At 53.5% G+C, this 21,475-nt stretch carries 18 protein-coding genes and 1 pseudogene; 10 read left to right on the forward strand and 9 right to left on the reverse strand.

The features are described from left to right. Nucleotides 1-17: 17 nt before the first annotated feature. From AB9F29_RS10255 to AB9F29_RS10280, 6 genes are all read right to left on the reverse strand, one after another. Complete coding sequence (locus AB9F29_RS10255; RefSeq protein ID WP_369755597.1) at nucleotides 18-2,210, reverse strand: 4Fe-4S binding protein; 2,193 nt, start codon at nucleotides 2,208-2,210, stop codon at nucleotides 18-20. Beyond that, nucleotides 2,207-2,650, reverse strand: coding sequence for a hypothetical protein (locus AB9F29_RS10260; RefSeq protein WP_369755598.1), 444 nt, complete (start codon nucleotides 2,648-2,650; stop codon nucleotides 2,207-2,209). The genes AB9F29_RS10255 and AB9F29_RS10260 overlap by 4 nt, the downstream gene beginning before the upstream one ends. A 121-nt stretch (nucleotides 2,651-2,771) precedes the next feature. Then, nucleotides 2,772-3,587, reverse strand: a complete 816-nt coding sequence (locus AB9F29_RS10265; protein WP_038999955.1) for an ABC transporter permease — start codon at nucleotides 3,585-3,587, stop codon at nucleotides 2,772-2,774. Beyond that, the gene (locus tag AB9F29_RS10270; RefSeq protein WP_369755599.1) at nucleotides 3,584-4,480 is read right to left on the reverse strand and encodes an ABC transporter permease subunit; all 897 of its coding nucleotides are present in this window, start codon (nucleotides 4,478-4,480) and stop codon (nucleotides 3,584-3,586) included. The genes AB9F29_RS10265 and AB9F29_RS10270 overlap by 4 nt, the downstream gene beginning before the upstream one ends. A 9-nt stretch (nucleotides 4,481-4,489) precedes the next feature. After that, the gene (locus AB9F29_RS10275) at nucleotides 4,490-5,620 is read right to left on the reverse strand and encodes an ABC transporter ATP-binding protein (RefSeq protein WP_369755600.1); all 1,131 of its coding nucleotides are present in this window, start codon (nucleotides 5,618-5,620) and stop codon (nucleotides 4,490-4,492) included. Between the two features lie 66 nt (nucleotides 5,621-5,686). Further along, entirely contained in the window at nucleotides 5,687-6,766 is a 1,080-nt protein-coding gene (locus AB9F29_RS10280) for a polyamine ABC transporter substrate-binding protein (protein WP_335583477.1), read from the reverse strand. Between the two features lie 103 nt (nucleotides 6,767-6,869). Here AB9F29_RS10280 and AB9F29_RS10285 point away from each other — a divergent pair, with 103 nt between their 5' ends. The 3 genes from AB9F29_RS10285 to AB9F29_RS10295 are packed head-to-tail and all read left to right on the forward strand — an operon-like array spanning nucleotide 6,870 to nucleotide 10,241. After that, nucleotides 6,870-7,517, forward strand: coding sequence for a GntR family transcriptional regulator (locus AB9F29_RS10285; RefSeq protein WP_369755601.1), 648 nt, complete (start codon nucleotides 6,870-6,872; stop codon nucleotides 7,515-7,517). Between the two features lie 34 nt (nucleotides 7,518-7,551). Next, nucleotides 7,552-8,940: a glutamine synthetase family protein gene (locus AB9F29_RS10290; protein ID WP_369755602.1), complete on the forward strand. Its 1,389-nt coding sequence runs from the start codon at nucleotides 7,552-7,554 to the stop codon at nucleotides 8,938-8,940. After that, nucleotides 8,907-10,241 carry an FAD-dependent oxidoreductase gene (locus AB9F29_RS10295; protein WP_369755603.1) on the forward strand — a complete coding sequence of 445 codons (1,335 nt, stop codon included), beginning with the start codon at nucleotides 8,907-8,909 and terminating at the stop codon, nucleotides 10,239-10,241. The genes AB9F29_RS10290 and AB9F29_RS10295 overlap by 34 nt, the downstream gene beginning before the upstream one ends. Before the next feature lie 51 nt (nucleotides 10,242-10,292). Here the strand turns inward: AB9F29_RS10295 and AB9F29_RS10300 are convergent, their stop codons facing one another. Together AB9F29_RS10300 and AB9F29_RS10305 are read right to left on the reverse strand one after the other, a co-directional pair. Continuing rightward, nucleotides 10,293-11,786 (reverse strand): aldehyde dehydrogenase, encoded by a 1,494-nt coding sequence (locus AB9F29_RS10300; RefSeq protein ID WP_369755604.1) that lies wholly within the window; start codon nucleotides 11,784-11,786, stop codon nucleotides 10,293-10,295. 26 nt (nucleotides 11,787-11,812) lie between these two features. Continuing rightward, nucleotides 11,813-12,502 (reverse strand): GntR family transcriptional regulator, encoded by a 690-nt coding sequence (locus tag AB9F29_RS10305; protein WP_369755605.1) that lies wholly within the window; start codon nucleotides 12,500-12,502, stop codon nucleotides 11,813-11,815. Between the two features lie 129 nt (nucleotides 12,503-12,631). On the opposite strand from AB9F29_RS10305, the gene AB9F29_RS10310 reads away from it, so the two are divergent. The 7 genes from AB9F29_RS10310 to AB9F29_RS10340 are packed head-to-tail and all read left to right on the forward strand — an operon-like array spanning nucleotide 12,632 to nucleotide 20,978. Next, a complete protein-coding gene (locus AB9F29_RS10310) occupies nucleotides 12,632-13,945 on the forward strand; it encodes a glutamine synthetase family protein (RefSeq protein ID WP_369755606.1) in 1,314 nt (437 codons plus the stop codon). Then, on the forward strand, nucleotides 13,945-15,255 hold the full coding sequence (locus tag AB9F29_RS10315; protein WP_369755607.1) for an NAD(P)/FAD-dependent oxidoreductase: 1,311 nt from the start codon (nucleotides 13,945-13,947) through the stop codon (nucleotides 15,253-15,255). The genes AB9F29_RS10310 and AB9F29_RS10315 overlap by 1 nt, the downstream gene beginning before the upstream one ends. A 7-nt stretch (nucleotides 15,256-15,262) precedes the next feature. Next, nucleotides 15,263-16,231 carry an agmatinase gene (gene speB, locus AB9F29_RS10320; RefSeq protein ID WP_369755608.1) on the forward strand — a complete coding sequence of 323 codons (969 nt, stop codon included), beginning with the start codon at nucleotides 15,263-15,265 and terminating at the stop codon, nucleotides 16,229-16,231. A 3-nt stretch (nucleotides 16,232-16,234) separates the two neighbouring features. Further along, on the forward strand, nucleotides 16,235-16,915 hold the full coding sequence (locus tag AB9F29_RS10325) for a type 1 glutamine amidotransferase (protein WP_369755609.1): 681 nt from the start codon (nucleotides 16,235-16,237) through the stop codon (nucleotides 16,913-16,915). 33 nt (nucleotides 16,916-16,948) lie between these two features. After that, on the forward strand, nucleotides 16,949-18,229 hold the full coding sequence (locus AB9F29_RS10330) for a 4-aminobutyrate--2-oxoglutarate transaminase (protein WP_369755610.1): 1,281 nt from the start codon (nucleotides 16,949-16,951) through the stop codon (nucleotides 18,227-18,229). Further along, the gene (locus AB9F29_RS10335; protein WP_369755611.1) at nucleotides 18,229-19,686 is read left to right on the forward strand and encodes an NAD-dependent succinate-semialdehyde dehydrogenase; all 1,458 of its coding nucleotides are present in this window, start codon (nucleotides 18,229-18,231) and stop codon (nucleotides 19,684-19,686) included. Before AB9F29_RS10330 ends, AB9F29_RS10335 begins: the two co-directional genes overlap by 1 nt. 5 nt (nucleotides 19,687-19,691) lie before the next feature. Beyond that, a complete protein-coding gene (locus tag AB9F29_RS10340) occupies nucleotides 19,692-20,978 on the forward strand; it encodes an NAD(P)/FAD-dependent oxidoreductase (protein ID WP_369755612.1) in 1,287 nt (428 codons plus the stop codon). Between the two features lie 212 nt (nucleotides 20,979-21,190). On the opposite strand, the pseudogene AB9F29_RS10345 reads toward AB9F29_RS10340, so the two are convergent. Beyond that, a pseudogene (locus tag AB9F29_RS10345) lies at nucleotides 21,191-21,475 on the reverse strand (hypothetical protein); the annotation flags it as partial.

The following is a 21,475-nucleotide window of genomic DNA, read 5'->3' on the forward strand; positions in this document are numbered from 1 at the left end:
TCCTTTCAGTTGGTAAATTAGGTTTTTATTTGGTTCGGGTGTCCCAGATTGGCACGCGAAAGATCAGGGGCCGCGCCAGCTTTTTCGCGGCGTTTGACCTTCTTGATGACAACGGGACAGGTTGTTTTGGATTGATAAAGTACCTGACAATGCAGGCAGTTGATGCATTCGTTCGGGTTGATTTCGCCCGTTGGATGGATCGCCTGTACGGGGCATTGGTTGGAGCAGGTCTGGCACGGGTTGCCGCATTCATGGTAGCGTTTGAGCCAGTCAAACATCCGCAAGCGCGCAGGAATGGCCAGCGCCGCACCAAGGGGGCAAAGGTAGCGACAGAAGAAGCGCTCAACGAACAAACCCGCGATAAGAAGCGCGCCAACATAGGCCACAAAGGGCCATGCCCGCACAAAGTTTAGGATGATCGCGGTTTTGAACGGCTCAACTTCGGCGAGGTGCTCTGCCTGCTCAATGCTAACAAGGGAAACCCCGAAAAGACCAAGGAAAATCATATACTTCAACGGCCACAAGCGTTCATGCAAACCCCACGGCAGGGTCCATTGTGGGATGTGCAAGGCCCGCGCCACTTGGTTGAGCAACTCTTGCAACGCGCCAAACGGACAGAGCCAGCCACAATAAGCCCCACGCCCCCAGAACAGCAGCGCCGTGGCGACCGCAAACCACAGAATAAAGGTCATCGGGTCAAGCAAGAAGGCCTGCCAACTGAACCCAGACACAAGCGAACCAAACAGCGCCATAAGGTTGACCACGGACAATTGCGCGTTGGCGAACCAGCCGAGGTAAACCAGCGTCACGGTCAAAAAGCCGATACGGAACCAATAGAATTTGCGTTCATTGCGGGTGGCGAAAGTCTGGAAGAAGAACACACCGGTCAGCACGAATAGCATCACACCCAGCACTGCGATCTCGACCTGCTTGCCCGCCCAAATCCGTTTCCAGAGCGCCTGATGCGCGTCGGCTTCAGATTGCGAGAGCACGTCTTCTACACTCGCGGGCACTTCTGTTGTGGGCGCGACAGCAACTGGACGGATGTATTTTTCTGGCAAACGGTAGCTTAGATCGAAGGTGGTAAAGACCTTCTCGATTGCACCCACTTCGCGATGCACCAGAAGTTGGATGCGGAAAGGTTCAGTCGGGTTAAAGCCGCTATCGGCGGGGATTTTAAAGAGGTCAGCCTCTTCAAACGCCGGAGCGCCATCGGCAGCGATGGTGTTGATCCGCTTGTGCATCCGATCGCGAAACCGGACCGATACGTCGTCTTGGATCAGAACAATTCGATCAAAAATTCCGCCGCGCACATAGCCCGACCCTTTAAAGGAATAGAGCCCGCGCCCCACGATGGCCAAGGCATATTCGCCCTCGCCCAGCCAGTCATCAATATTTGCGGCAACAGCATCCCCCAAGATTGCGCGCGCAATTGCAGGCGGGGAAAGAAGCGCAACCTCCATCTCAATGAAGGTGGTTTCGGGGGATTCGGTTAGGGCGCGCTTGGCCGCGCGAGGGTCTTCCATCGCCGCGAAGGCTTCGTTGATTTGCCCCACATCCAGCGACAGACGCCGCACTGTGCCGTCGCCCTCAAGGGTCATCCAATCGGTGGAGGCTTCTGCGTCTGGGTTGATCTCAAATTGGGGACCTGTGCCTTTTTCCTCAACCGCCAAGCCGCCCAGCCCGAGCACGCGGGCAACTTTCAGGCCAGCCCGAACAATGGAATCGTCGATCACCATAACGGTCACCGTAGCGCCAGAAATAATATCGAGTTTGTGGGCTGTACCACCGGATTCAGCCTCGACCACCAGATCAAGACCGCGATAATTGGCCACCAGCGCTTTCATCTTTGCGTCGGGAATACCAATCAAAACAATCGGTTCGGAGTGTTTGACAAGAAGCACACCCGCCACTTGTGCCGCGTCATCGAGAGCGACCATGGTGTGAATGGGTTTGCCAGAATAGCCAGTGGTCGAAACATAGTCGGACGTAACAAAGGCCCAACCGATGCGCTCTCCGTCTTTGAGAACCTCCACCGCTGGAATTTCCGCGCTCATGGCACCAAAGGCATCCGCCCCTTCGACCAATTCCTCGACCTGAACACTGGGGAGCAGTTTGGCGAGAACCGATTCAGCGGCTGCGGGGAGTGCTAAGAAAAACAATGTCACAACGAATGCGACGATATTCAGGAGGTTTTTATGGAGCGTCATGCGACAGCATCCTTCAGGTAAGGGCGCCCGTCGCTCTGTGTTTTCAGGGTGAACTCTATAGTATCAGTTGAGATCCGGCCTGAAAATTCAGTTAGGGGAGGGCTGCGTGGGTTCGGGCGAATGCCACGTTTTTGAATTAGGGGTATTTGGTAAGAAGCGAAATCTGTTTTAAGTTTCAACTGCGCGAAGGTCAGCTTCTGGCCAAAAGAATTTTCCAGATCCGCCCCGATCTGCAGACAGCACATCACGCAATCATTACAGGTGTGCGAAGGGTCAACTGCATTGCTGTCGTCGTCGATCCGCACCGTTTCAGCTACACCGTCGGCGCAAATTTCCATGAAAACGCCTGCGTCATTGCTGCCAGCTACGGCAACCGCACTGCTCAAGGCGAAACTCACGATCAGCAATAATCTGGAAAAATGTGCAAAGGCGTTCTTCATGCTGCTTATCTAGCGATGGAAGAATCAATCGTCCTTGATTTAACGCAAGTTCAACGCAACCAATCTTTGAGAATCGGGGGACATCATCAGGTTCGTTTTCTCATTGCAACCAAGCGCGCTATCAGTGTTGTTCTGCAGCGCGTTCTGCCAAGCGTTGGCGGGTGATTGCGCGTTTAGAGAGGATCGACACCGTTAAGACGCCAAACGTAACGATACCGATGATAATCGTTGAGAGCGCGTTGATTTCCGGACTAACCCCCATCCGAACGGACGAGTAGATTTTGATCGGAAGTGTGGTCGACGACGGGCCCGTGGTAAAGCTTGCGATCACCAAATCGTCGAGCGACAATGTAAAGGCCAACAGCCAGCCAGAGATGACTGCGGGGGCGATAATGGGCAAAGTCACGCTTTTGAAGGCATCCCAACCAGAACAGCCAAGGTCATAGGCCGCCTCTTCTAGGGAGCGGTCAAACGACGCCATCCGCGACGAAACTACAACCGAGACATAGCACATCGAAAACGTTCCGTGGGCCAGAACGATGGTGACCACACCGCGCGGCATCCCGATCGAAATAAAGAGCAATAAAAGCGACAGACCCGTGATAACTTCGGGCATCACCAATGGCGCATAAATCATCCCCGAGAACAACGTGCGTCCGAAAAACCGCCCCGAACGTACAAGAACAAACGCCGCCATCGTACCAAGGATGGTCGCGATAATGGACGAGAAAAAGGCAACCTTGACGGTGACCCACGCCGCATCAAGGAACGCTTGATTTTGCAGCAACTCGCCATACCATTTGGTGGAAAACCCCGCCCAAACGGTTACCAGTTTGGACTCGTTGAAACTGAAGATCACGAGGATCAGGATGGGGATATAGAGGAATGCAAACCCAAGCGTGAGGGCGATGATGTTGAAGCCAGTTAGACGTCTCATTGCCCCTCCTCCCGTTGTTTTTGCTCGTTGCGTTGGAACAGGACGATTGGAATGATCAGGAGCAGCAACAGGATCGTCGCAACCGCCGAAGCCACGGGCCAATCGCGGTTCGAGAAGAACTCTTCCCACAACACTTTACCGATCATCAGTGTTTCGGATCCCCCCAAGAGCGACGGGATAACAAATTCGCCCAAGGCCGGAATGAAAACGAGGAAACAACCTGCAATAACCCCCGGTTTTGAAAGCGGGGCCGTGACCGACCAGAATGCCGAGAACCGCGTGCAGCCAAGGTCTTCTGCGGCCTCTATCAAGGTGCCGTCTAGCTTTTCCAAGGTGGCATAAATCGGCAAAACCATGAAGGGGAGGTACGTATAAACGATGCCAATATAGACCGCCGTATTTGTGTTCAGGATGGTGAGGGGCTCCGAAATGAGGCCAAAACCCATTAGAAATTGATTCAAAAAACCCTCGTTCGACAGAATTCCAATCCACGCGTAAACACGGATAAGGAAGCTGGTCCAGAAGGGCAGAATGATCAAAAGCATCAGGCTCGGACGCCACTCATCGGGCGCTTTGGCCATGCTGTAAGCAATGGGAAACCCCACAAGAAGGGTGAAAAACGTCGATACGGTCGCAATTTTAATACTGGAGAGATAGGCCTTCCAATAAAGGTCATCCTCGGTCAAGAAAATGTAATTCTCAAAATCCAGTGCACTTAGAAACTCTCGAAACCCTGCCCAACCTTCGGAAAAATCGAGCGTCGGCGTATAAGGCGGAATCGAGAGTTGGATATCGGACAGCGAAATTTTCAGAACGATCCCGAACGGCACCAAAAACAAGATGAAAAGCCAGAAATAGGGGATGCCGATCAAAAGCGAACGAGATAATTTCATGCTGTGCCCCTATTTGTGCAAAATGATGCCGGCGGTGTCGGTCCACGACAACCAGACGGTATCTTTCCACGTGATATTCCTGCGCGAAATACGGCGATTATTTGCCGTTTGTGCTTTTACCAACTGGCCCGTGGCCAAGCGCACATAATACGTCGAAATATTGCCAAGATAGGCAATATCTTCCACCTGCCCTGTCACGCGATTGTGCCGATCAACCGGCTCGTCGGTGTCGATCGTGACTTTCTCGGGGCGAATGGCAAAAGCGGCGGACGACCCTTTTGTAACGCCTTCCCCCACCATGGCGCGAAGGCCACTATTATTCTCCGACCATGAAAGCTCGGCGGCGTCTTCGGAAATTTCCGTGACCATGCCCTCAATGATATTCACGTCGCCAATAAAGTCGGCCACATAAACGGAATTGGGCGATTCATAGACGCGCGCGGGGGTGTCGACCTGAACAAGTTTTCCGTGGTCCATAACGGCAATCCGGCTGGCCATGGTCATGGCTTCTTCCTGATCGTGGGTCACAATCACAAAGGTCGTGCCCGTTTTTTCCTGAATGTCCATAAGCTCAAACTGAGTCTCGTGGCGCAGTTTTTTATCCAGCGCACCGAGAGGTTCGTCGAGCAGTAACAGTTTGGGTGCCTTTGCCAAAGCGCGTGCCAAGGCCACGCGTTGTCGCTGGCCACCGGAAAGCTGGTGCGGTTTGCGTTTGGCGAATTTCTGCAGTTGAACAAGGCGCAGCATCTCTTCGACGCGGCCCTGAATTTCTGATTTTGGCATGTCAGAACGTTTCAAACCGAACGCTAGGTTGTCCGCAACCGTCAAATGCGGAAACAACGCGTAGGATTGGAACATCATATTAACCGCGCGCTTGTTGGCGGGGATGCCAGCCATATTCTGCCCGTCGATGGTGATTGTGCCTTCGCTAGCCTCTTCAAACCCACCGAGCATCCGCATCAACGTGGTTTTCCCGCAGCCCGAGGGCCCCAACAAAGCGAAAAACTCTTTCGGATAAATTGCCAAGCTCATCTTGTCGATGGCGGTGAAATCTCCGTAACGCTTGGTGACATTGTCAAAGGAGATCAGCGGCTTTGCTTTAACATCTTCCCAAGGGGCAAAAATGGCGTTTTGGTTCATGTCATCTTTCCAGAAAGAAACGCCCAAGCCATGTGGCTCGGGCGGAGTATTATAAATTACCTAAACTTAGGTGCCGGACTTAACTTTGGTCCACAAGCGCGTCACAACCCGTTGTAGCTTCGCCTCGTAGGGCGATTTTGTGTAAAGGTTTTTAACGGTATCCTCGTCTGGATAGATCGCCGTGTCGCCAATCACATCCTCAAGCAAGAACTCTTGGCTCGCCTTGTTGCCATTGGCGTAATAGACGTAATTCGACGCAGCCGCCATATTCTCGGCGTCCATAATGAAGTTCAAAAACGCGTGCGCACCTTCTGGATTTGGAGCATCAACAGGGATGGCCATTTGGTCAAACCACATCAAGGAGCCTTCCTTGAAGGCGTTGAAAACAATCTCAACTCCATTGTCAGCTTCGATCGCGCGATCCCGTGCTTGAAGGATATCCCCAGACCAACCAACGGCCACGCAAATTTCGCCATTCGCAAGGGCGTTAATATACTCGGAGCTGTGGAACTTCTTGATATAAGGACGCACAGCAAGCAGCGCCCCTTCGGCCTTAGCAATAATCTCTGGGTCAGTCGTATCAGGATCTTCGCCCAAGAACTTCAACGTCATCGGGATGATTTCCGTTGGAGCGTCGAGAAAATACACGCCACATTCGGCCAGCTTTTCCATATTTTCTGGCTTCAGCACGAGGTCCAAGCTTGAGAGCGGGGCGTCCTCGCCCAGCACTTCCCGAACTTTGCCTAGATTGATCCCAAGACCCGTCGTGCCCCACATATAGTTGATGGAATACGCATTGTCGGGATCATATTGCGCCGTGCGCGCCTCAATGACATCCCACATATTGTCAATGTTCGAGAGTTGCGACTTGTCCAACTTCTGGAAAGCTTGCGCCACGATTTGACGCTGTAGGAAGTCCGCCGTTGGGACAACAACGTCGTAGCCAGAGTCCCCTGTCAGCATTTTAGTTTCGAGAACTTCGTTGCTGTCGAAAACATCGTATATTAGCTTGTAGCCAGTTTCCTTCTCGAACTTTTCCAAAAGTTCTTCGTCGATATAATCGGACCAGTTATAGACCCGAACCTCTTGTGCATTTGCAAATGTCGCCGCAAGGCTGATTGCAACAGTAATTGGAATTAATTTCATCGTCACCTCCGAATGTGTAGATAATAATTTGATCAAAAGTTTGACAAAAGCAACAAAATTCGTGAAAAAGATGTCAGCCCATAAAAAGCGGTATGTAAATTAGATGACAATAGAAGCCAAAAAAATTCCAGAACACCAAGCGGTTTATGAGCGTCTGCGCGACATGATATTGCTTGGTCGTTTTTCGCCAGGACAGCCTCTAACCATCATGGGATTAACCGAAAGTCTTGGTGCGGGTATGACCCCGGTGCGCGAGGCAATACGGCGGCTTGCGGCGGAAAATGCACTCGTTACGCTTGGAAATCGGCGGATTGTCGTGCCAGAAATGAATATTATAAATTTTCAGGACGTCTATTTTTTGCGCTTAAAAGTCGAACCAGAGCTTACACGTCGGGCGATAAAAAACATTACTAAACAAGATATTACGGAATTATCATCGATTGACGCGGAAATCGACACCGCCATTGAAACGGGCGATATCGAAACATACCTCGAACGAAACAATCGATTCCATTTCAAGATATATGCCTTGGCGCAAGCGCCCGTCCTTTTTCGCGCGGCCCTCTCTCTTTGGGTGCAAGTTGGGCCAAGTCTGCGCGTCAATTGCAGTCGCTATGGAACTGAAAACCTACCGGACAAACATTCAGAGCTTCTAGAGGCTCTCGCACAGCGGGATGAGGAAGCTGCGGCGATTGCCATGGCTGGGGACTTAGAACAAAGTTTAAATCTCGCGACCACATCATCGAATTGAATTTTTGATCAAAAGATCGCAAAGGAAGCTACAAGTGTCTAAAATTAGGAAAATCAAGAAAACCGAATCGTGGGCTGACAGTCTTCCAACTGCTTTTTTGGAATACCTTGATGGTCGCTCCATTGACGAGGTGGAATGCATCATTCCAGACCTCGTTGGGACATCGCGCGGCAAGGCGATGCCCGCATATAAGTTTAAACCAGACGAGATATTCTACTTGCCGATTTCGCTCTTTTATCAGACGATTTCCGGTGAGTTTGTGGATATGGAAATCGAGAACCAGTGGCTTGAGAAAGACATTATCCTCGTTCCAGATATGAACACCGCATCCGCGGCCCCTTGGGCGGGTGAACCGACGTTGCAGATTATCTGTGATATGAAAACCCGCGAGGGTGCGGATTTAGAAGTTGCGCCGCGCAATGTACTGCGACGGGTTCTAAAGCTCTATGATGAACTAGGATTGAAACCTGTTGTCGCCCCAGAAATCGAGTTTTATCTGGCCAAGCCAAACGTCGATCCAAATGAGCCCATCGAGCCACCGATTGGCCGCACGGGGCGCAAAAGTGCCGGACGGCAAGTTTTCTCGATGTCCGCAGTGGACGAATATGGGCCCGTTATTGATACGATCTATGATTTCGCAGAGGCGCAGGGATTGCAAATCGACACCGTCATTCAGGAGGGCGGCGCGGGCCAGATCGAGATTAATCTGCAACATGGCGACCCGTTGTTGCTCGCCGACCAAGTGTTCTATTTCAAGCGCACCATCCGTGAAGCGGCGCTACTGAACGGTATTTTCGCAACCTTTATGGCGAAACCGATGCGTGACGAACCTGGAAGCGCGATGCACCTTCACCAATCGATTGTCGACAAAGAAACCGGCAAAAATATCTTCTCGAATGAGGATGGCTCTGCCACCGAAAAGTTTTATCACTTCATCGGAGGGTCGCAAAAATATCTGATGCAATCTGTGCCGTTGCTCGCCCCCTATATCAACTCCTACCGTCGCATTACCGTTGAGGGACAAAGCGCGCCCGCCAATTTGGAATGGGCCGCTGACAACCGAACAACCGGTTTGCGCGTTCCGCACTCCTCTCCAGAAGGACGCCGATTGGAAAACCGCGTAATCGGAATGGATTGCAATCCGTATCTGGCGATTGCGACGTCTCTGGCCTGTGGGTTGCTGGGCATGAAAAACAAGATTGAGCCGCGTGCGGAAGCCAGAAACGAGGTCTGGGAAACGGACGACCGTCTCCCTCCAAGCCTGAACGCAGCGCTCGATATTTTCGCCGATGCCAAGGAAGTCTGGGAGATTCTGGGCCCTGAGTTCTGTCAGCTTTATTTGGATATTAAGCTTGCGGAAAACGAGGAGTACCAGCGTGAAATTTCACCATGGGAGCGGCAGCATCTGTTGTTAAACGTGTGAGGGACCTCCTTACTGTGAACGACACGGCGGGCACCTACCCGCCGTCCTATTACGCATCTGTGGCGAAACATTTGGGCGGTTTTGACGCCATCGCAGGCGATGTTTCATGCGATGTCTGCGTCATTGGCGGCGGGTTTACCGGCCTGTCAACAGCCCTGCATTTGGCAAAGCGCGGCTATGACGTGCGCCTTGTCGAAGCACAGCGTGTTGGATTTGGCGCCTCTGGGCGCAATGGGGGCCAAGTTGGGCAGGGCCAGAGGCTTGACCAAGACGAACTCGAAGCCAAATTCGGTCTTGAACGCGCCAAGGAGCTTTGGACCATCGGCACACAGGCGGTTGAATTGGTCAGGGAGCTCGCCAGCTCAGAATTGGTGCATGCCGACTATCATCAGGGCATAATTCATGCCGATCACCGCGAACGTTTCGTGCGCCACAGTCGCGACTATGTCGACAAGTTGAACACGCAATACGACTATCCGCACGTTCGGTTTCTAGACCAAGAAGAAATGCGCGCAACGGTGAATTCGCCTGTCTATTTTGGCGGCTCCCTCGATACGCGTTCGGGTCATATTGATCCGCTTGAATTTGTTTTGGGACTGGCGCGGATGGCGGTGGCGCAAGGGGCAAAGCTGCATGAGAACAGTCGGGTTACAAAAGTTGAAACAGGGGCAAAAGTCAAAATCCACACGGATCAAGCCTGCATAACCGCCGACCAACTTGTTTTGGCCTGTAACGGCTATATTGGCGATTTACATTCCGATGTTGCGCGCCGCGTTATGCCGATCAACAACTACGTGGTTGCAACCGCACCTATGAGTCCGGAGCAACAAGAACAGATCATTAAAGGCAATGTCGCGGTCGCCGATTCAAAATTCGTGGTGAATTATTTTAGGTTCAGCGACGACAACCGCTTGCTGTTTGGCGGCACCGAGAGTTACGGTTACCGCTTTCCCAAGGACATTGCCAAACAGGTTCGCAAGCCGTTGGGCGAAATCTTTCCCCAGCTTGCAGACGTGCAAATCGACCACGCTTGGGGGGGGACATTGGGCATCACCATGAACCGTTTGCCGCATTATGAACGTTATGCCGGCAACATTTTATCCATGTCGGGTTTCTCTGGATCAGGCGTTGCGCTTGGAACCCTATCCGGCCAAATCGCAGCAGAAGCCATAGCAGGCCAGTCTGAGCGGTTTGACGTAATGGCGCAAATTCCGACGCCCCGTTTCCCCGGTGGTCCAAGAATGCAGCACCCGATGCTGATCCTCGCTATGCTGTGGTATTCTTTGCGCGACAAACTTTAAATTATTCCTGCAAGCCAATCTAAGCTTGCAGGATTTGCTTTGGGGGAAAGCTTATAGCTTGATCCACGTCGCTTTGAGTTCGACGTATTTATCAAGCGCATGCAGCGATTTATCCCGCCCGATACCGGACTGTTTATAGCCCCCAAAAGGCGTGGTCATATCGTCGGCGTCATAGCAATTGACATAGACCATTCCTGCACGGATTTTCGATGACATCTTATGCGCCGTCGAGAGATCATCCGTCCAGACCGCCGAGGCCAAACCATAGGGGCTGTCGTTTGCAACCTTGATGGCTTCGTCCTGATCCTTTACCGAAATGACCGAAATCATCGGGCCAAAAATCTCTTCCTGCGCGACCCGCATGTCGTTTGTCACATTGTCAAAAATCGTGGGTTCTACGTAACTTCCGCCCGTTTCCTCGCGTGTTTTACGGCCACCAATGACAACGTCGGCTCCCTCTTCCCTCGCGATATCAACAAAGCCCAAAACGCGCTGCGTGTGGCGGGCATCAACAAGGGCGCCCATGGAGGTTGCGGGATCAAGGGGGTCACCGGGCGCATAGGTTTTGGCGACCTCTTTGAGCACCTCGATAACCTCGTCATGGATGGACTCTTCGACGATCAAACGGCTAGGACAGGTGCACATTTCGCCTTGATTGAACCAAGCGGAATTTGCAGAAACGCGGGCGGCATGGGCCGTGTCGCGGTAGCTTGAAAGGATGATGTTCGGGCTTTTGCCGCCCAGTTCCAAACCGATTTTCTTGAGGTTGGATTTTGCCGCATATTCCATGAAATATTTGCCGACTTGGGTGGAGCCCGTAAAGAACAACCCGTCGATATCCATGTGCATACCCAGTGCGCGGCCCACGTCAGGGCCAAGTCCGGTCACCACGTTGAAAACGCCTTCTGGGACGCCCGCTTCGAGCGCAAGTTCGGCCAAACGGATCGCTGTGAGCGAGGATTGTTCGGCAGGTTTGAGGATCACTGAATTCCCCATAGCAAGGGCTGGCGCGACCTTCCACGAGGCCATGAGCATCGGGAAATTCCACGGTACAACTGCAGCCACGACGCCCAGCGGCTCCTTGGTGACCATGGCAAAGAAGTCCTTCCCTGTGGGGGCAACCTCGTCATAAACCTTGTCGAGTGCCTCGCCGTAATAGCTGTAGCAATTGGCAACGGCGCGCACGTCGATGGAGAGGCTGTCGGCAATCGGTTTGCCCATATCCAGCGTTTCCAGCAGCGCAAGTTCATCGCGGCTTTCACGGATCAACTCCGCAAAACGCATCAGGACCGCCTTGCGCGCCGCAGGAGGTTGATGCGACCAGCGCCCGTCCTCAAAAGCGGCCCGTGCGCTCGCAACAGCCATGTCGACATCCGCCGATTCCATGAGCGGAACCTCGGCCAGATATGCGCCATCAATCGGGCTGATGGAGGCAAAGGTTTTGCCACTTTGGGCCTGTGTGGATTTACCGCCAATGATCCCATGTGCCTGAATTTTCAGGGACTTGGCTGCGGCGTGCCAATGGGCTGTTGTTTGCTGTGTCATAGGAACCTCGGTTGGTTGGAGACGTTTCAGATAACAACGTCATCACGTAAAGCAATGGCGTCACGACCAGCGGCCGCAACGCCGTCTTCGATGTCTTTTTGAATGGCAGAAGACAGCCCGTCGGCATCTCGATTGTCTAGGGCTGTTAGGATTTCTTTGTGTCGGTCAATTTCGTAAAACGCGCCAAGTTCGGATATCACCTCCCGCTGAAATGGTCCCAATTGAAGCCAGATACTCTCGACAAGGGGCATCGAAATATGGTCTGGGTTTGCACGATAAAGACGGTTGTGAAAAACGTGATTTAACGCCGTGAGAGCATCATAATCCAGCCGCACCAACGCCTCGTCCATCTGCATATCAATCGCCCGCATCTCCTCTATCAAAATATCGGAGACATAGGGCAAAGCGCGCAAGGCGGCGTGGCATTCTAGCGTGATCCGCGTGGCGATCAGGTCTTCAAACCGACCTTGGGTCATATAGGGAATGAGCATTCGACGGTTGTCTTGTGACACGATAGCGGACTCAGAACTCAAGCGGCGCAGGGCCTCGCGAATGGGGGTTGGGCTGAGGTCAAGTTGCTCTGCCAAGCCACGCATTGTCAGGGACTCCCCTGTCGGAATTGCACCCACCATGATTGCATTGCGAAGACGCGCATAGACATACTCTTGGCTTGTCCGCTCACCAGAACTTTCGATCTCTGGGATGTTAAAACTCATTGCGCGTTTTTCCCCTTGGCTCATGCTAAATCCTTAGTCGGACGCTTGACTCTTGTCAATAACGCTATCACAACTAGACAAAGGGTATCACATTATTTTGTGGCCTCGTATTTTAAGGAAGTAATGTCGATGAGCACGAAGTCTGAACCCAAGTACAATTCGGTTATGGTGGCCCTTTGCGATATCAACGGCGCCTTCCGTGGGAAAAGATTGCCCATTGATCAAGTAGATAAAGTCTTTGACGGCTCCCTTCGTATGCCCATGTCGGCGGCAACGGTCGATGTTTGGGGCCGTGATATTGAAGGCAGCGAACTAGTATTTGAGTCAGGCGACGCTGACGGAATTTGCTTGCCAATCCGCGACGAAATCCTGCCATCGCCTTGGATGGGCGCGTCCTCTGGGTTTGTTCCAGTTTGCATGTATGATGAGAATGGTGCACCGCATCCCACCGATTCACGGCATGCGCTTGCGGCGGTCGTCGCGCGGTTTGCGGCTCTTGGACTGCGCCCTGTTGTGGCGACCGAGCTTGAATTTTACCTCACCGATCTGCACGAACAAGGCGGCATTCCATCGTCCGAGAAGTTCGACACCGAGAACGTGCTTTCGGTGCAAGAACTTGAGCGATTGTCGCCGTTTTTAGATGACGTTTATGCTGCTTGTGCAGAGAGTGGCATCCCCGTTGATGCGGCGATTTCCGAAACCGGCGCAGGGCAATTTGAGATCAACCTATTGCACACCGACGATCCCTTGCGCGCGGCCGATGACGCGATGATGTTCAAACGCATCGTCAAAGGCTTTGCAAAAAGCCATGGCCACACAGCGACCTTTATGGCCAAACCCTATGGCGATGGCGCGGGAAGCGGGCTTCACGTTCACTTCTCCCTGCTGAACGAAAAAGACGAGAATGTATTTGATGATGGCTCCGAGGAGGGTTCGGATATCATGCGCGCAGCGATTGGCGGCCTTACGGATGCAATGCAGGAAAGTGCGCTACTCTTTGCGCCACATTTCAACAGCTACCGTCGACTGCGCCCCAATTCACATGCCCCCACGACCGTTGCTTGGGGCTATGAAAACCGCACGGCGGCCATTCGCATCCCCGGTGGAAACAACAAAGCACGCCGCATTGAGCATCGTGTTGCGGGCGCGGACGCAAACCCCTACCTTGTTCTCGCGGCAATTTTGGGTGCCGCCCTTGCGGGTATTGAAGGCAAAACACGTGCGCCCGAGCCTTTAACGGGCAACGTGTATGAAGCCGGAATGCCGCAACTCCCATTGGATTGGGCGGCGGCAATCGACGCCTTTGAACAGGGGCCAATCGTCGCAGAAATTTTCGATCCTTCGCTCATCCAGCTTATCGTGCAATCAAAACGGCAGGAATTGGAGCGGTTCCTCGAAACAGTAACTAAGTTAGAATATCAAACATATTTGGAGGTCGTCTAATGGCCGTTACACAAAAAAACTACGCTGGTGATGGCGCACACACCACCAGCTATTACGCCGCATCTGCGAACACGCGGACGTTGCGTGCGCCATTGATTGGCGATCAAAAATTCGACGTTTGTGTTGTAGGCGCAGGATACTCCGGCCTCTCGACCGCGCTGCATTTGGCCGAAAAGGGCTACCAAGTCGCCATCGTTGAAGGCGCCCGCATTGGCTGGGGCGCGTCTGGTCGCAATGGCGGACAGGTCGTTAATGGCCTGAACGCCTCGCTGCAAACCATCGACCGTCGCTATGGTAAAGACACCGCGAATTTTGTTGCGGGTTTGGTCATGGAAGGCGGCGACATCATCCGCGAGCGCGTGGCCACTTATGGCATTGAATGCGACCTCAAACCGACCAATGTTTTTACCGCCTATACCTCGGCTCACATGAAGGAGCTAGAGGAGCGCCTAGCCTTGTGGCGCGGCTATGGCATCGAAACCCAAGAGATGATCGGCCCCGACAAAATCCAGAACTACGTCGGGTCTGACGTCTATGCTGGCGGGATGATTGACCACGCCGGCGGCCATATGCATCCGCTCAACTTGGCCCTTGGAGAAGCGGACGCCTTTGAGAAAAATGGCGGCACAATCTTTGAGATGTCGATGGTGCGTAGCGTAAATAGCGACGCCAAGGAGCCTGTGATCACGACCGACACTGGCACGATCACCTGTAAAACGCTGGTCCTCTGTGGCAACGCCTATCTTGGCCACGTCGTGCCGGGGCTTACCAGTCGTGTCATGCCCGTCTCGACCCAAGTTATGGCGACGGAACAATTGGACGATGATCTGGCGAAACGCCTTCTTCCAACGGACACTTGCATCGAAGATATTCGCTATATTCTGGACTATTATCGCCTCTCTGCTGATAACCGTCTTTTGTTTGGCGGCGGTACCGTTTACGGCGGTGCTGACCCCAAGAATATCGAGGCAAAACTGCGCAAAAACATGGATAAAGTCTTCCCTGAGTTGCGCGACAAAAAGGTCGAATATGCATGGAGCGGCAACTTCGCCCTATCCTTTAGCCGCGTCCCGCAAATGGGCCGGCTAAACGACAACACCTATTTCGCACATGGTTATTCTGGGCACGGTATTACCGGATCGCACACCTTTGGCCGCATTCTGGCCGAAGCGATTGACGGCGACCGCACTCGTTTGGACGTTTTTGCCAATGTCCCGTGGATTCCCTTCCCGGGGGGACGCATGTTCCGCGTGCCCTACTCCGTGATTGGCTCTTGGTATTATGGTTTTAAAGACCGGTTTGGATTGTGAGGCTGAGATGACAAATTCTGGCGATCAAGCGTTTAGAAAAACGGACCCCAAGGGCAGGTGGCAAGAGATGACCTACGGGGGCGCGTTAAGCTTCCTGCGGCGCAAATATTCCCGCGATTTGACGGGGGTCGATGTGGCCGTTATGGGCGTTCCTTTTGACAACGCCGTCACCTTTCGCCCCGGTTGTCGCCTCGGCCCGCAAGCCGTGCGCGCGGCCTCCGTTCAACTCGCGGAATTGCAAGCGTTTCCGTGGGGCTTTGACCCATTCCAAACCCTATCGGTTGTCGATTTCGGCGATGTATTTCTTGATCCACATCACCCCGAAACGATCAAACCAGCGATCGAAGCGCAAGCCCGCGAGATCATCGCCACAGGCACACGCCTCCTCACGATTGGCGGCGATCATTCCATCGCCTACCCCCTCCTTAAAGCCCATGCAGAAAAACACGGCCCCATCGCCCTCATTCAATTTGATGCGCATTGCGACACATGGGAAGACAACGGCACCGAGATGAACCACGGCACCATGTTTGCGCGTGCTGTCAACGAGGGTATCATCGATGTAAGCCGCTCAACCCAAGTGGGATTGCGGACTTATAACGCAAGCGATTACGGATTTGAGGTACTCACCAGCCCATGGATTCACCGCAACGGTATCGACGCCGCGATCAAGGTTGCGGTTGAGCGCGCAGGCGATGCGCCGGTGTATTTGAGCTTTGACATAGATGGCTTGGACCCTGCCTTTGCACCGGGCACAGGGACGCCTGTTCCGGGGGGCTTGGCGTCGTGGCAGGCTTTGGAATTCGTGCGCGGCCTCAAGCCCTTAAACCTCATTGGGATGGACATCGTCGAGGTTTCGCCTCCGTTCGATCACGCGGAGATTACCGCCATTGCAGCAGCGCACGTGGCGCATGATTGGCTTTGTGTGCTTGCCGAACAGATGGGGGCAAAAACCGCACCCGTTGGAAGGATTTAATCCATGAAAATCGGCATCCTTCAAACCGGCCACGCACCCGACGAAACCCAAGACGAACATGGCGACTACAACGAGTTTTTCGTGAAGCTCCTTGAGGGCAAAGGCTTTGAGTTTGAAAACTTCCCCGTCCTCGACGGGATTTTCCCCACCAGCCCGAATGACGCGGAAGGCTGGTTGATTACCGGATCGCGGTTTGGCGTGTATGAAGACCATGACTGGATTGCGCCGCTCGAAGATTTCCTGCGGGAAACCTATGCGTCGGGCATTCCGATTGTGGGCATCTGTTTCGGCCATCAAATTCTGGCACAAGCTTTGGGTGGGAAGGTCGAAAAATTCAAGGAAGGCTGGTCCGTCGGCCCACAAAAATATACGTCTGACATGTTTGGCGAACAAAATATCATCGCGTGGCATCAAGACCAAATCGTCGAAAAGCCAGCGGATGCAAAGGTTGTTGGCAGTTCGGAATTCTGCGAGAATGCGATCCTTGTCTATGGCAACAAGGCACTGACTATTCAGCCGCATCCAGAGTTCACTGGCCCCTTCTTGACCGATCTTTTGGCAACCCGTGGCAAGGTATTGCCTGTGGATGTCCGCGAAGATGCCGCAAACCGAGCGGGTGAAGACTTAACTTCCGCATCCTTCGCCGATCACATCGAGAAGTTTTTCAAAGCTGACCGCCCTTAAGAGCTTATCGCCATAAAGATAATGGAGACCGAAATGACAAACGCAGCAATCGCAGAACGCCGCACGGGGGCAATTGCCCGTGGCGTAGGCATGATGACGCAAATCTATGTTGACCGTGCGTTAAACTCCGAAGTTTGGGACGTTGAAGGCACCCGTTACATCGACTTTGCGGCGGGGATTGCGGTGGTCAACACGGGGCATTGCCACCCGAAAGTCATGGCCGCCGTCCAACACCAAATGACCCGTTTCACCCATACTTGCCATCAAGTTTTGCCCTATGAAAACTACATCAGCTTGGGTGAGAGGCTGAATGAAATCGTTCCCGGTGACTTTGAAAAACGCACCGTGTTTGTGACGACGGGCGCGGAAGCTGTTGAAAATTCGATCAAAATTGCGCGCGCGTATACCGGACGCCCTGCGGTTGTCGCCTTTGGCGGTGGTTTTCACGGACGCACGTTTATGGGCATGTCGCTAACGGGCAAGGTTGAGCCCTACAAAAAGGGCTTCGGCGCCATGATGCCGGATGTCTATCACATCCCGTTTCCGATTGAACTACATGGTGTCTCAACCGACGAGTCGATGTCCGCCTTGACCAAGCTTTTCAAAGCAGACCTTGATCCCACCCGCGTTGCGGCGATCATTATCGAACCCGTCCAAGGCGAAGGCGGGTTTTATGCCGCCCCTGCCGCCCTCATGCGCGAAGTGCGCCGCCTGTGTGATGAGCACGGGATCGTCATGATCGCGGATGAAGTTCAGACAGGATTTGCGCGTACGGGGCAAATGTTTGCGATGGATGGCTATGATGTGTCCGCCGATATAACGACGATGGCCAAAGGGCTTGCGGGCGGCCTGCCCCTTGCTGCAGTAACGGGAAAAGCCGAGATTATGGACGCCGCAAATCCGGGTGGTTTGGGCGGAACATACGGCGGCAACCCCCTTGGAATTGCGGCGGCGCACGCCGTTTTGGATGTGATTGAGGAAGAAGACCTTTGCGCCCGCGCCAACGAGCTTGGCTCGCGCCTAAAACAGCGCCTAGAACAAATCAGGCAAACGACGCCACAAATGGTTGATGTTCGTGGCCAAGGTTTTATGGTGGCCACAGAATTTAACACCGTTGATGGCTCCAAGCCGGATGCGGATTTCACTAACCGCGTGCGGATGGAAGCGCTCAAACGCAACCTCGTGTTGCTCACTTGTGGCGTGTATGGCAACGTCCTTCGCTTCCTTGCGCCGATCACTATTCCCGACGATATCTTTGCTGAAGCGCTTGATATCCTTGAAGATTCAATCTCCGCAGCAAAGGTAGATGCATAATGACCCTCGCTTTAAACGATCCCAGTCTTTTGGAACCGCGCGCCTATATTAATGGCAAGTGGATTGAGACCGAGAAAACCTTTGCCGTTCTCAATCCGGCAACCGGCGAAGAAATTGTACAGGTCGCCGATGTGCCCGTTGAGATGGTCCGCGACGCAATCGACCACGCCCATAAAGCCCAAAAGGAATGGGCCAAATGGACGGGCAAGGAACGCGCGGGGGTTATGCGCAAATGGTACGACCTCTTGGTTGCGAACGCCGATGATTTAGCCACCATCCTAACAGCGGAAATGGGCAAACCATTGGCCGAAGCCAAAGGCGAAATCCTCTACGGCGCGTCCTTTATTGAGTGGTTCGCCGAAGAAGCCAAGCGCATCTATGGCGATGTTATTCCGGGCCACCAACGCGACAAACGTATCCTTGTGATCAAGCAACCCATTGGCGTTGTTGGCTCCATTACGCCGTGGAATTTCCCCAACGCAATGATCGCTCGCAAGGTCGCTCCCGCTTTGGCGGTTGGCTGTACCTTCGTTGCGCGGCCCGCAGAACTCACGCCTTTGTCGGCGACGGCCATGGCCGTTTTAGCCGAACGTGCGGGCATTCCAGCAGGGGTTTTGAATATCATTCCGTCGAGCAATGCCGCCGAAACGGGACAGGAACTCTGCGAAAACCCTAAGGTGGCGAAAATCACCTTCACGGGGTCCACGCGCGTTGGGAAAATCCTAATGCAACAATGCGCGGACACCATCAAAAAGATGAGCTTGGAGCTGGGCGGCAACGCGCCGTTTATTGTTTTTGACGACGCCGATTTGGATGCGGCCGTCACGGGCGCCATGATCTCGAAGTTCCGCAACAACGGTCAAACCTGCGTTTGCGCCAACCGCATTTACGTTCAATCGGGCGTCTATGAGGCCTTCGCGGCCAAACTTCAAACGGCGATGTCGGCGCTGAATATCGGCAATGGCATGGAGGCCGGCATCACAACTGGCCCATTGGTCAGTGACGCGGCTGTGCTCAAGGTCGAAGAGCACATCGCCAATGCCACGGGAAAAGGCGCAAAAATTGCCATGGGCGGCAAGCGGCATGCCTTGGGCGGAACCTACTTTGAGCCCACAATTCTTACGGACGTGACGCCCGACATGGCCGTAGCGCGCGAAGAAACCTTTGGCCCCTTGGCACCCCTGTTCCGCTTTGAAACCGAAGAAGAAGTGATCGGCATGGCGAATGATACTGAATTCGGCCTCGCTGGGTATTTCTATGCACAAGACGTTAATCGGATCTGGCGCGTGGCCGAGGCTTTGGAAACAGGGATTGTGGGCATCAACACAGGTCTGATCTCTACTGAAGTCGCCCCATTTGGCGGGGTTAAGCAATCTGGTCTCGGGCGCGAAGGCTCGAAATACGGCACAGAAGATTACCTTGAGCTAAAGTACATGTGTTTTGGTGAAGTGCAGTAAGAAAGTTGGAGCATGCTAAAAGCTACTATGCCGCTTCGGCCCGTCATAAGGACGGGTTTCCAGCGTTGGATGGTGACATCGACGTTGATGTCGCCATCGTTGGCGGGGGATTTACGGGGATTGCAACGGCCGTTGAACTGGCTGAACGCGGCCTGCGCGTGGCTGTCTGCGAAGCCAACCAAATCGGTTGGGGTGCGACGGGGCGTAACGGCGGGCAAATTACCGGAAGCCTGTCTGGCGATACAGCAATGGAGCGCGAATTCAAACGAACCTTAGGCGATCAAGCCTCTGAATTTGTTTGGGATTTACGGTGGCGGGGCCACGACATCATCAAAAACCGTGTGGAAAAATACGGGATTAAGTGCGATTTAAAGTTCGGGCAAATGCAAACGGCCTTGAACAAAAGCCATCTGCGCGAGTTGACGGCGACCTTTGAGCAAGGATGCGCGCGCGGCATGCAGGATCACCTTGAAATGGTCCCCGCGGACAAAATGGGCGAGTATCTAGAATCCGATCTCTATATCGGCGGGTTGCTCAACCGTCGCAACATGCACGTGCATTCGCTGGACCTATGTGTGGGTGAAGCGCTGGCGGCCCAATCGCTGGGCGCGCAGATTTTCGAGAACACTAAGGTTACAGCCATTGAATACGGTGCACGGCCAAAACTTGTGACCGAAAACGGCGTCATCACAGCAGATAAAATTGTCCTTGCTGGTAATGCCTATCATCTGCTGGAGCAGGAAAAACTTCGCGGAAAACTGTTCCCCGCCTCTTTAGCAAATATGGTAACCGAACCACTGGACGCCGACGTCGCGCGGGCGATCAATCCACAGGATATCGCGGTCTATGACGGGCGTTTCATTTTGGATTACTACCGTCTGACAGCGGACAACCGCGTCATGTTTGGCGGCGGCACCAATTATTCGGGACGCGACAGCGGCGACATCGCGGCGGAACTTCGCCCCGCATTGGAGCGCACATTCCCGCGCCTCAAAGGTGTCGGTATTGATTACAGTTGGGCGGGGCTTGATGGGATCATCTTGAACCGCATTCCGCAAGTGGGTCGCCTCTCAAAAGACGTTTTCTATGTGCAGGGATACTCGGGCCATGGGATTGCCCTCACGCATATCCTCGCCGACCTCACCGCACGAGAAATCGCTGGAGAGGCCTCAGAATTCAACGTTTTTGAAAATGTGCGCCATTGGAGTTTGCCTGTTGGTCGCAGCATGGGGAGCCTCATGATCGCAGTGGGCATGGCGTATTATCGTATGCGGGACAGGATCGCCAGTTAAGGCACCCGCCCCATAGCTTGCGGAAAATTTCGACGCCAAATGACGCGCAATCATCTGGACTGCGCCTTTCCCTGACAGGTTCAGGCGCAGTATGTTTAATTGGACCGTGAGATCGAACAAACGAAAAAGCACCAAATCAGCGAGAGCTCTCTTACGGATGGCGGCCTTCCATTTCCCCGTGGAAAATACAAAATTCACCACGGGAAAACTGGTTAAAAAGGAAAGTGCCCCGGTTTGCTGCTGACCGTTGTTAAACGAATTTCGGTGAAATCCTCGACGGCATAGTGACCCGACCGGCCCCAGCCAGAATCCTTGACTCCGCCATTGGGGAGCGACGCTTCGCCCGCCATTGTTGCGCCGTTGACATGGACAATACTGGACCTGTCGCGCTTTAGTGCCGCCCCAAGTGCTCGTTTAAGCCACTTTCCGTTCGAAAGCGACGGGACTTTTCCATCCCAGTGCTGAATGGCGCCGTCGCGGATTGTAGAACCCATTGA

Origin of the sequence: Falsihalocynthiibacter sp. S25ZX9 (assembly GCF_041205405.1) — a bacterium.
Taxonomy (GTDB): Bacteria; Pseudomonadota; Alphaproteobacteria; order Rhodobacterales; family Rhodobacteraceae; genus Falsihalocynthiibacter; species Falsihalocynthiibacter arcticus.

Bases quoted from the DNA above. Each gene is read 5' to 3' on its own strand.
- AB9F29_RS10255 (WP_369755597.1), bottom strand. From the start codon at position 2,210: ATGACGCTCCATAAAAACCTCCTGAATATCGTCGCATTCGTTGTGACA.
- AB9F29_RS10260 (WP_369755598.1), bottom strand. From the start codon at position 2,650: ATGAAGAACGCCTTTGCACATTTTTCCAGATTATTGCTGATCGTGAGT.
- AB9F29_RS10265 (WP_038999955.1), bottom strand. From the start codon at position 3,587: ATGAGACGTCTAACTGGCTTCAACATCATCGCCCTCACGCTTGGGTTT.
- AB9F29_RS10270 (WP_369755599.1), bottom strand. From the start codon at position 4,480: ATGAAATTATCTCGTTCGCTTTTGATCGGCATCCCCTATTTCTGGCTT.
- AB9F29_RS10275 (WP_369755600.1), bottom strand. From the start codon at position 5,620: ATGAACCAAAACGCCATTTTTGCCCCTTGGGAAGATGTTAAAGCAAAG.
- AB9F29_RS10280 (WP_335583477.1), bottom strand. From the start codon at position 6,766: ATGAAATTAATTCCAATTACTGTTGCAATCAGCCTTGCGGCGACATTT.
- AB9F29_RS10285 (WP_369755601.1), top strand. From the start codon at position 6,870: ATGACAATAGAAGCCAAAAAAATTCCAGAACACCAAGCGGTTTATGAG.
- AB9F29_RS10295 (WP_369755603.1), top strand. From the start codon at position 8,907: ATGGGAGCGGCAGCATCTGTTGTTAAACGTGTGAGGGACCTCCTTACT.
- AB9F29_RS10300 (WP_369755604.1), bottom strand. From the start codon at position 11,786: ATGACACAGCAAACAACAGCCCATTGGCACGCCGCAGCCAAGTCCCTG.
- AB9F29_RS10305 (WP_369755605.1), bottom strand. From the start codon at position 12,502: ATGAGTTTTAACATCCCAGAGATCGAAAGTTCTGGTGAGCGGACAAGC.
- AB9F29_RS10310 (WP_369755606.1), top strand. From the start codon at position 12,632: ATGAGCACGAAGTCTGAACCCAAGTACAATTCGGTTATGGTGGCCCTT.
- AB9F29_RS10315 (WP_369755607.1), top strand. From the start codon at position 13,945: ATGGCCGTTACACAAAAAAACTACGCTGGTGATGGCGCACACACCACC.
- speB (WP_369755608.1), top strand. From the start codon at position 15,263: ATGACAAATTCTGGCGATCAAGCGTTTAGAAAAACGGACCCCAAGGGC.
- AB9F29_RS10325 (WP_369755609.1), top strand. From the start codon at position 16,235: ATGAAAATCGGCATCCTTCAAACCGGCCACGCACCCGACGAAACCCAA.
- AB9F29_RS10330 (WP_369755610.1), top strand. From the start codon at position 16,949: ATGACAAACGCAGCAATCGCAGAACGCCGCACGGGGGCAATTGCCCGT.
- AB9F29_RS10335 (WP_369755611.1), top strand. From the start codon at position 18,229: ATGACCCTCGCTTTAAACGATCCCAGTCTTTTGGAACCGCGCGCCTAT.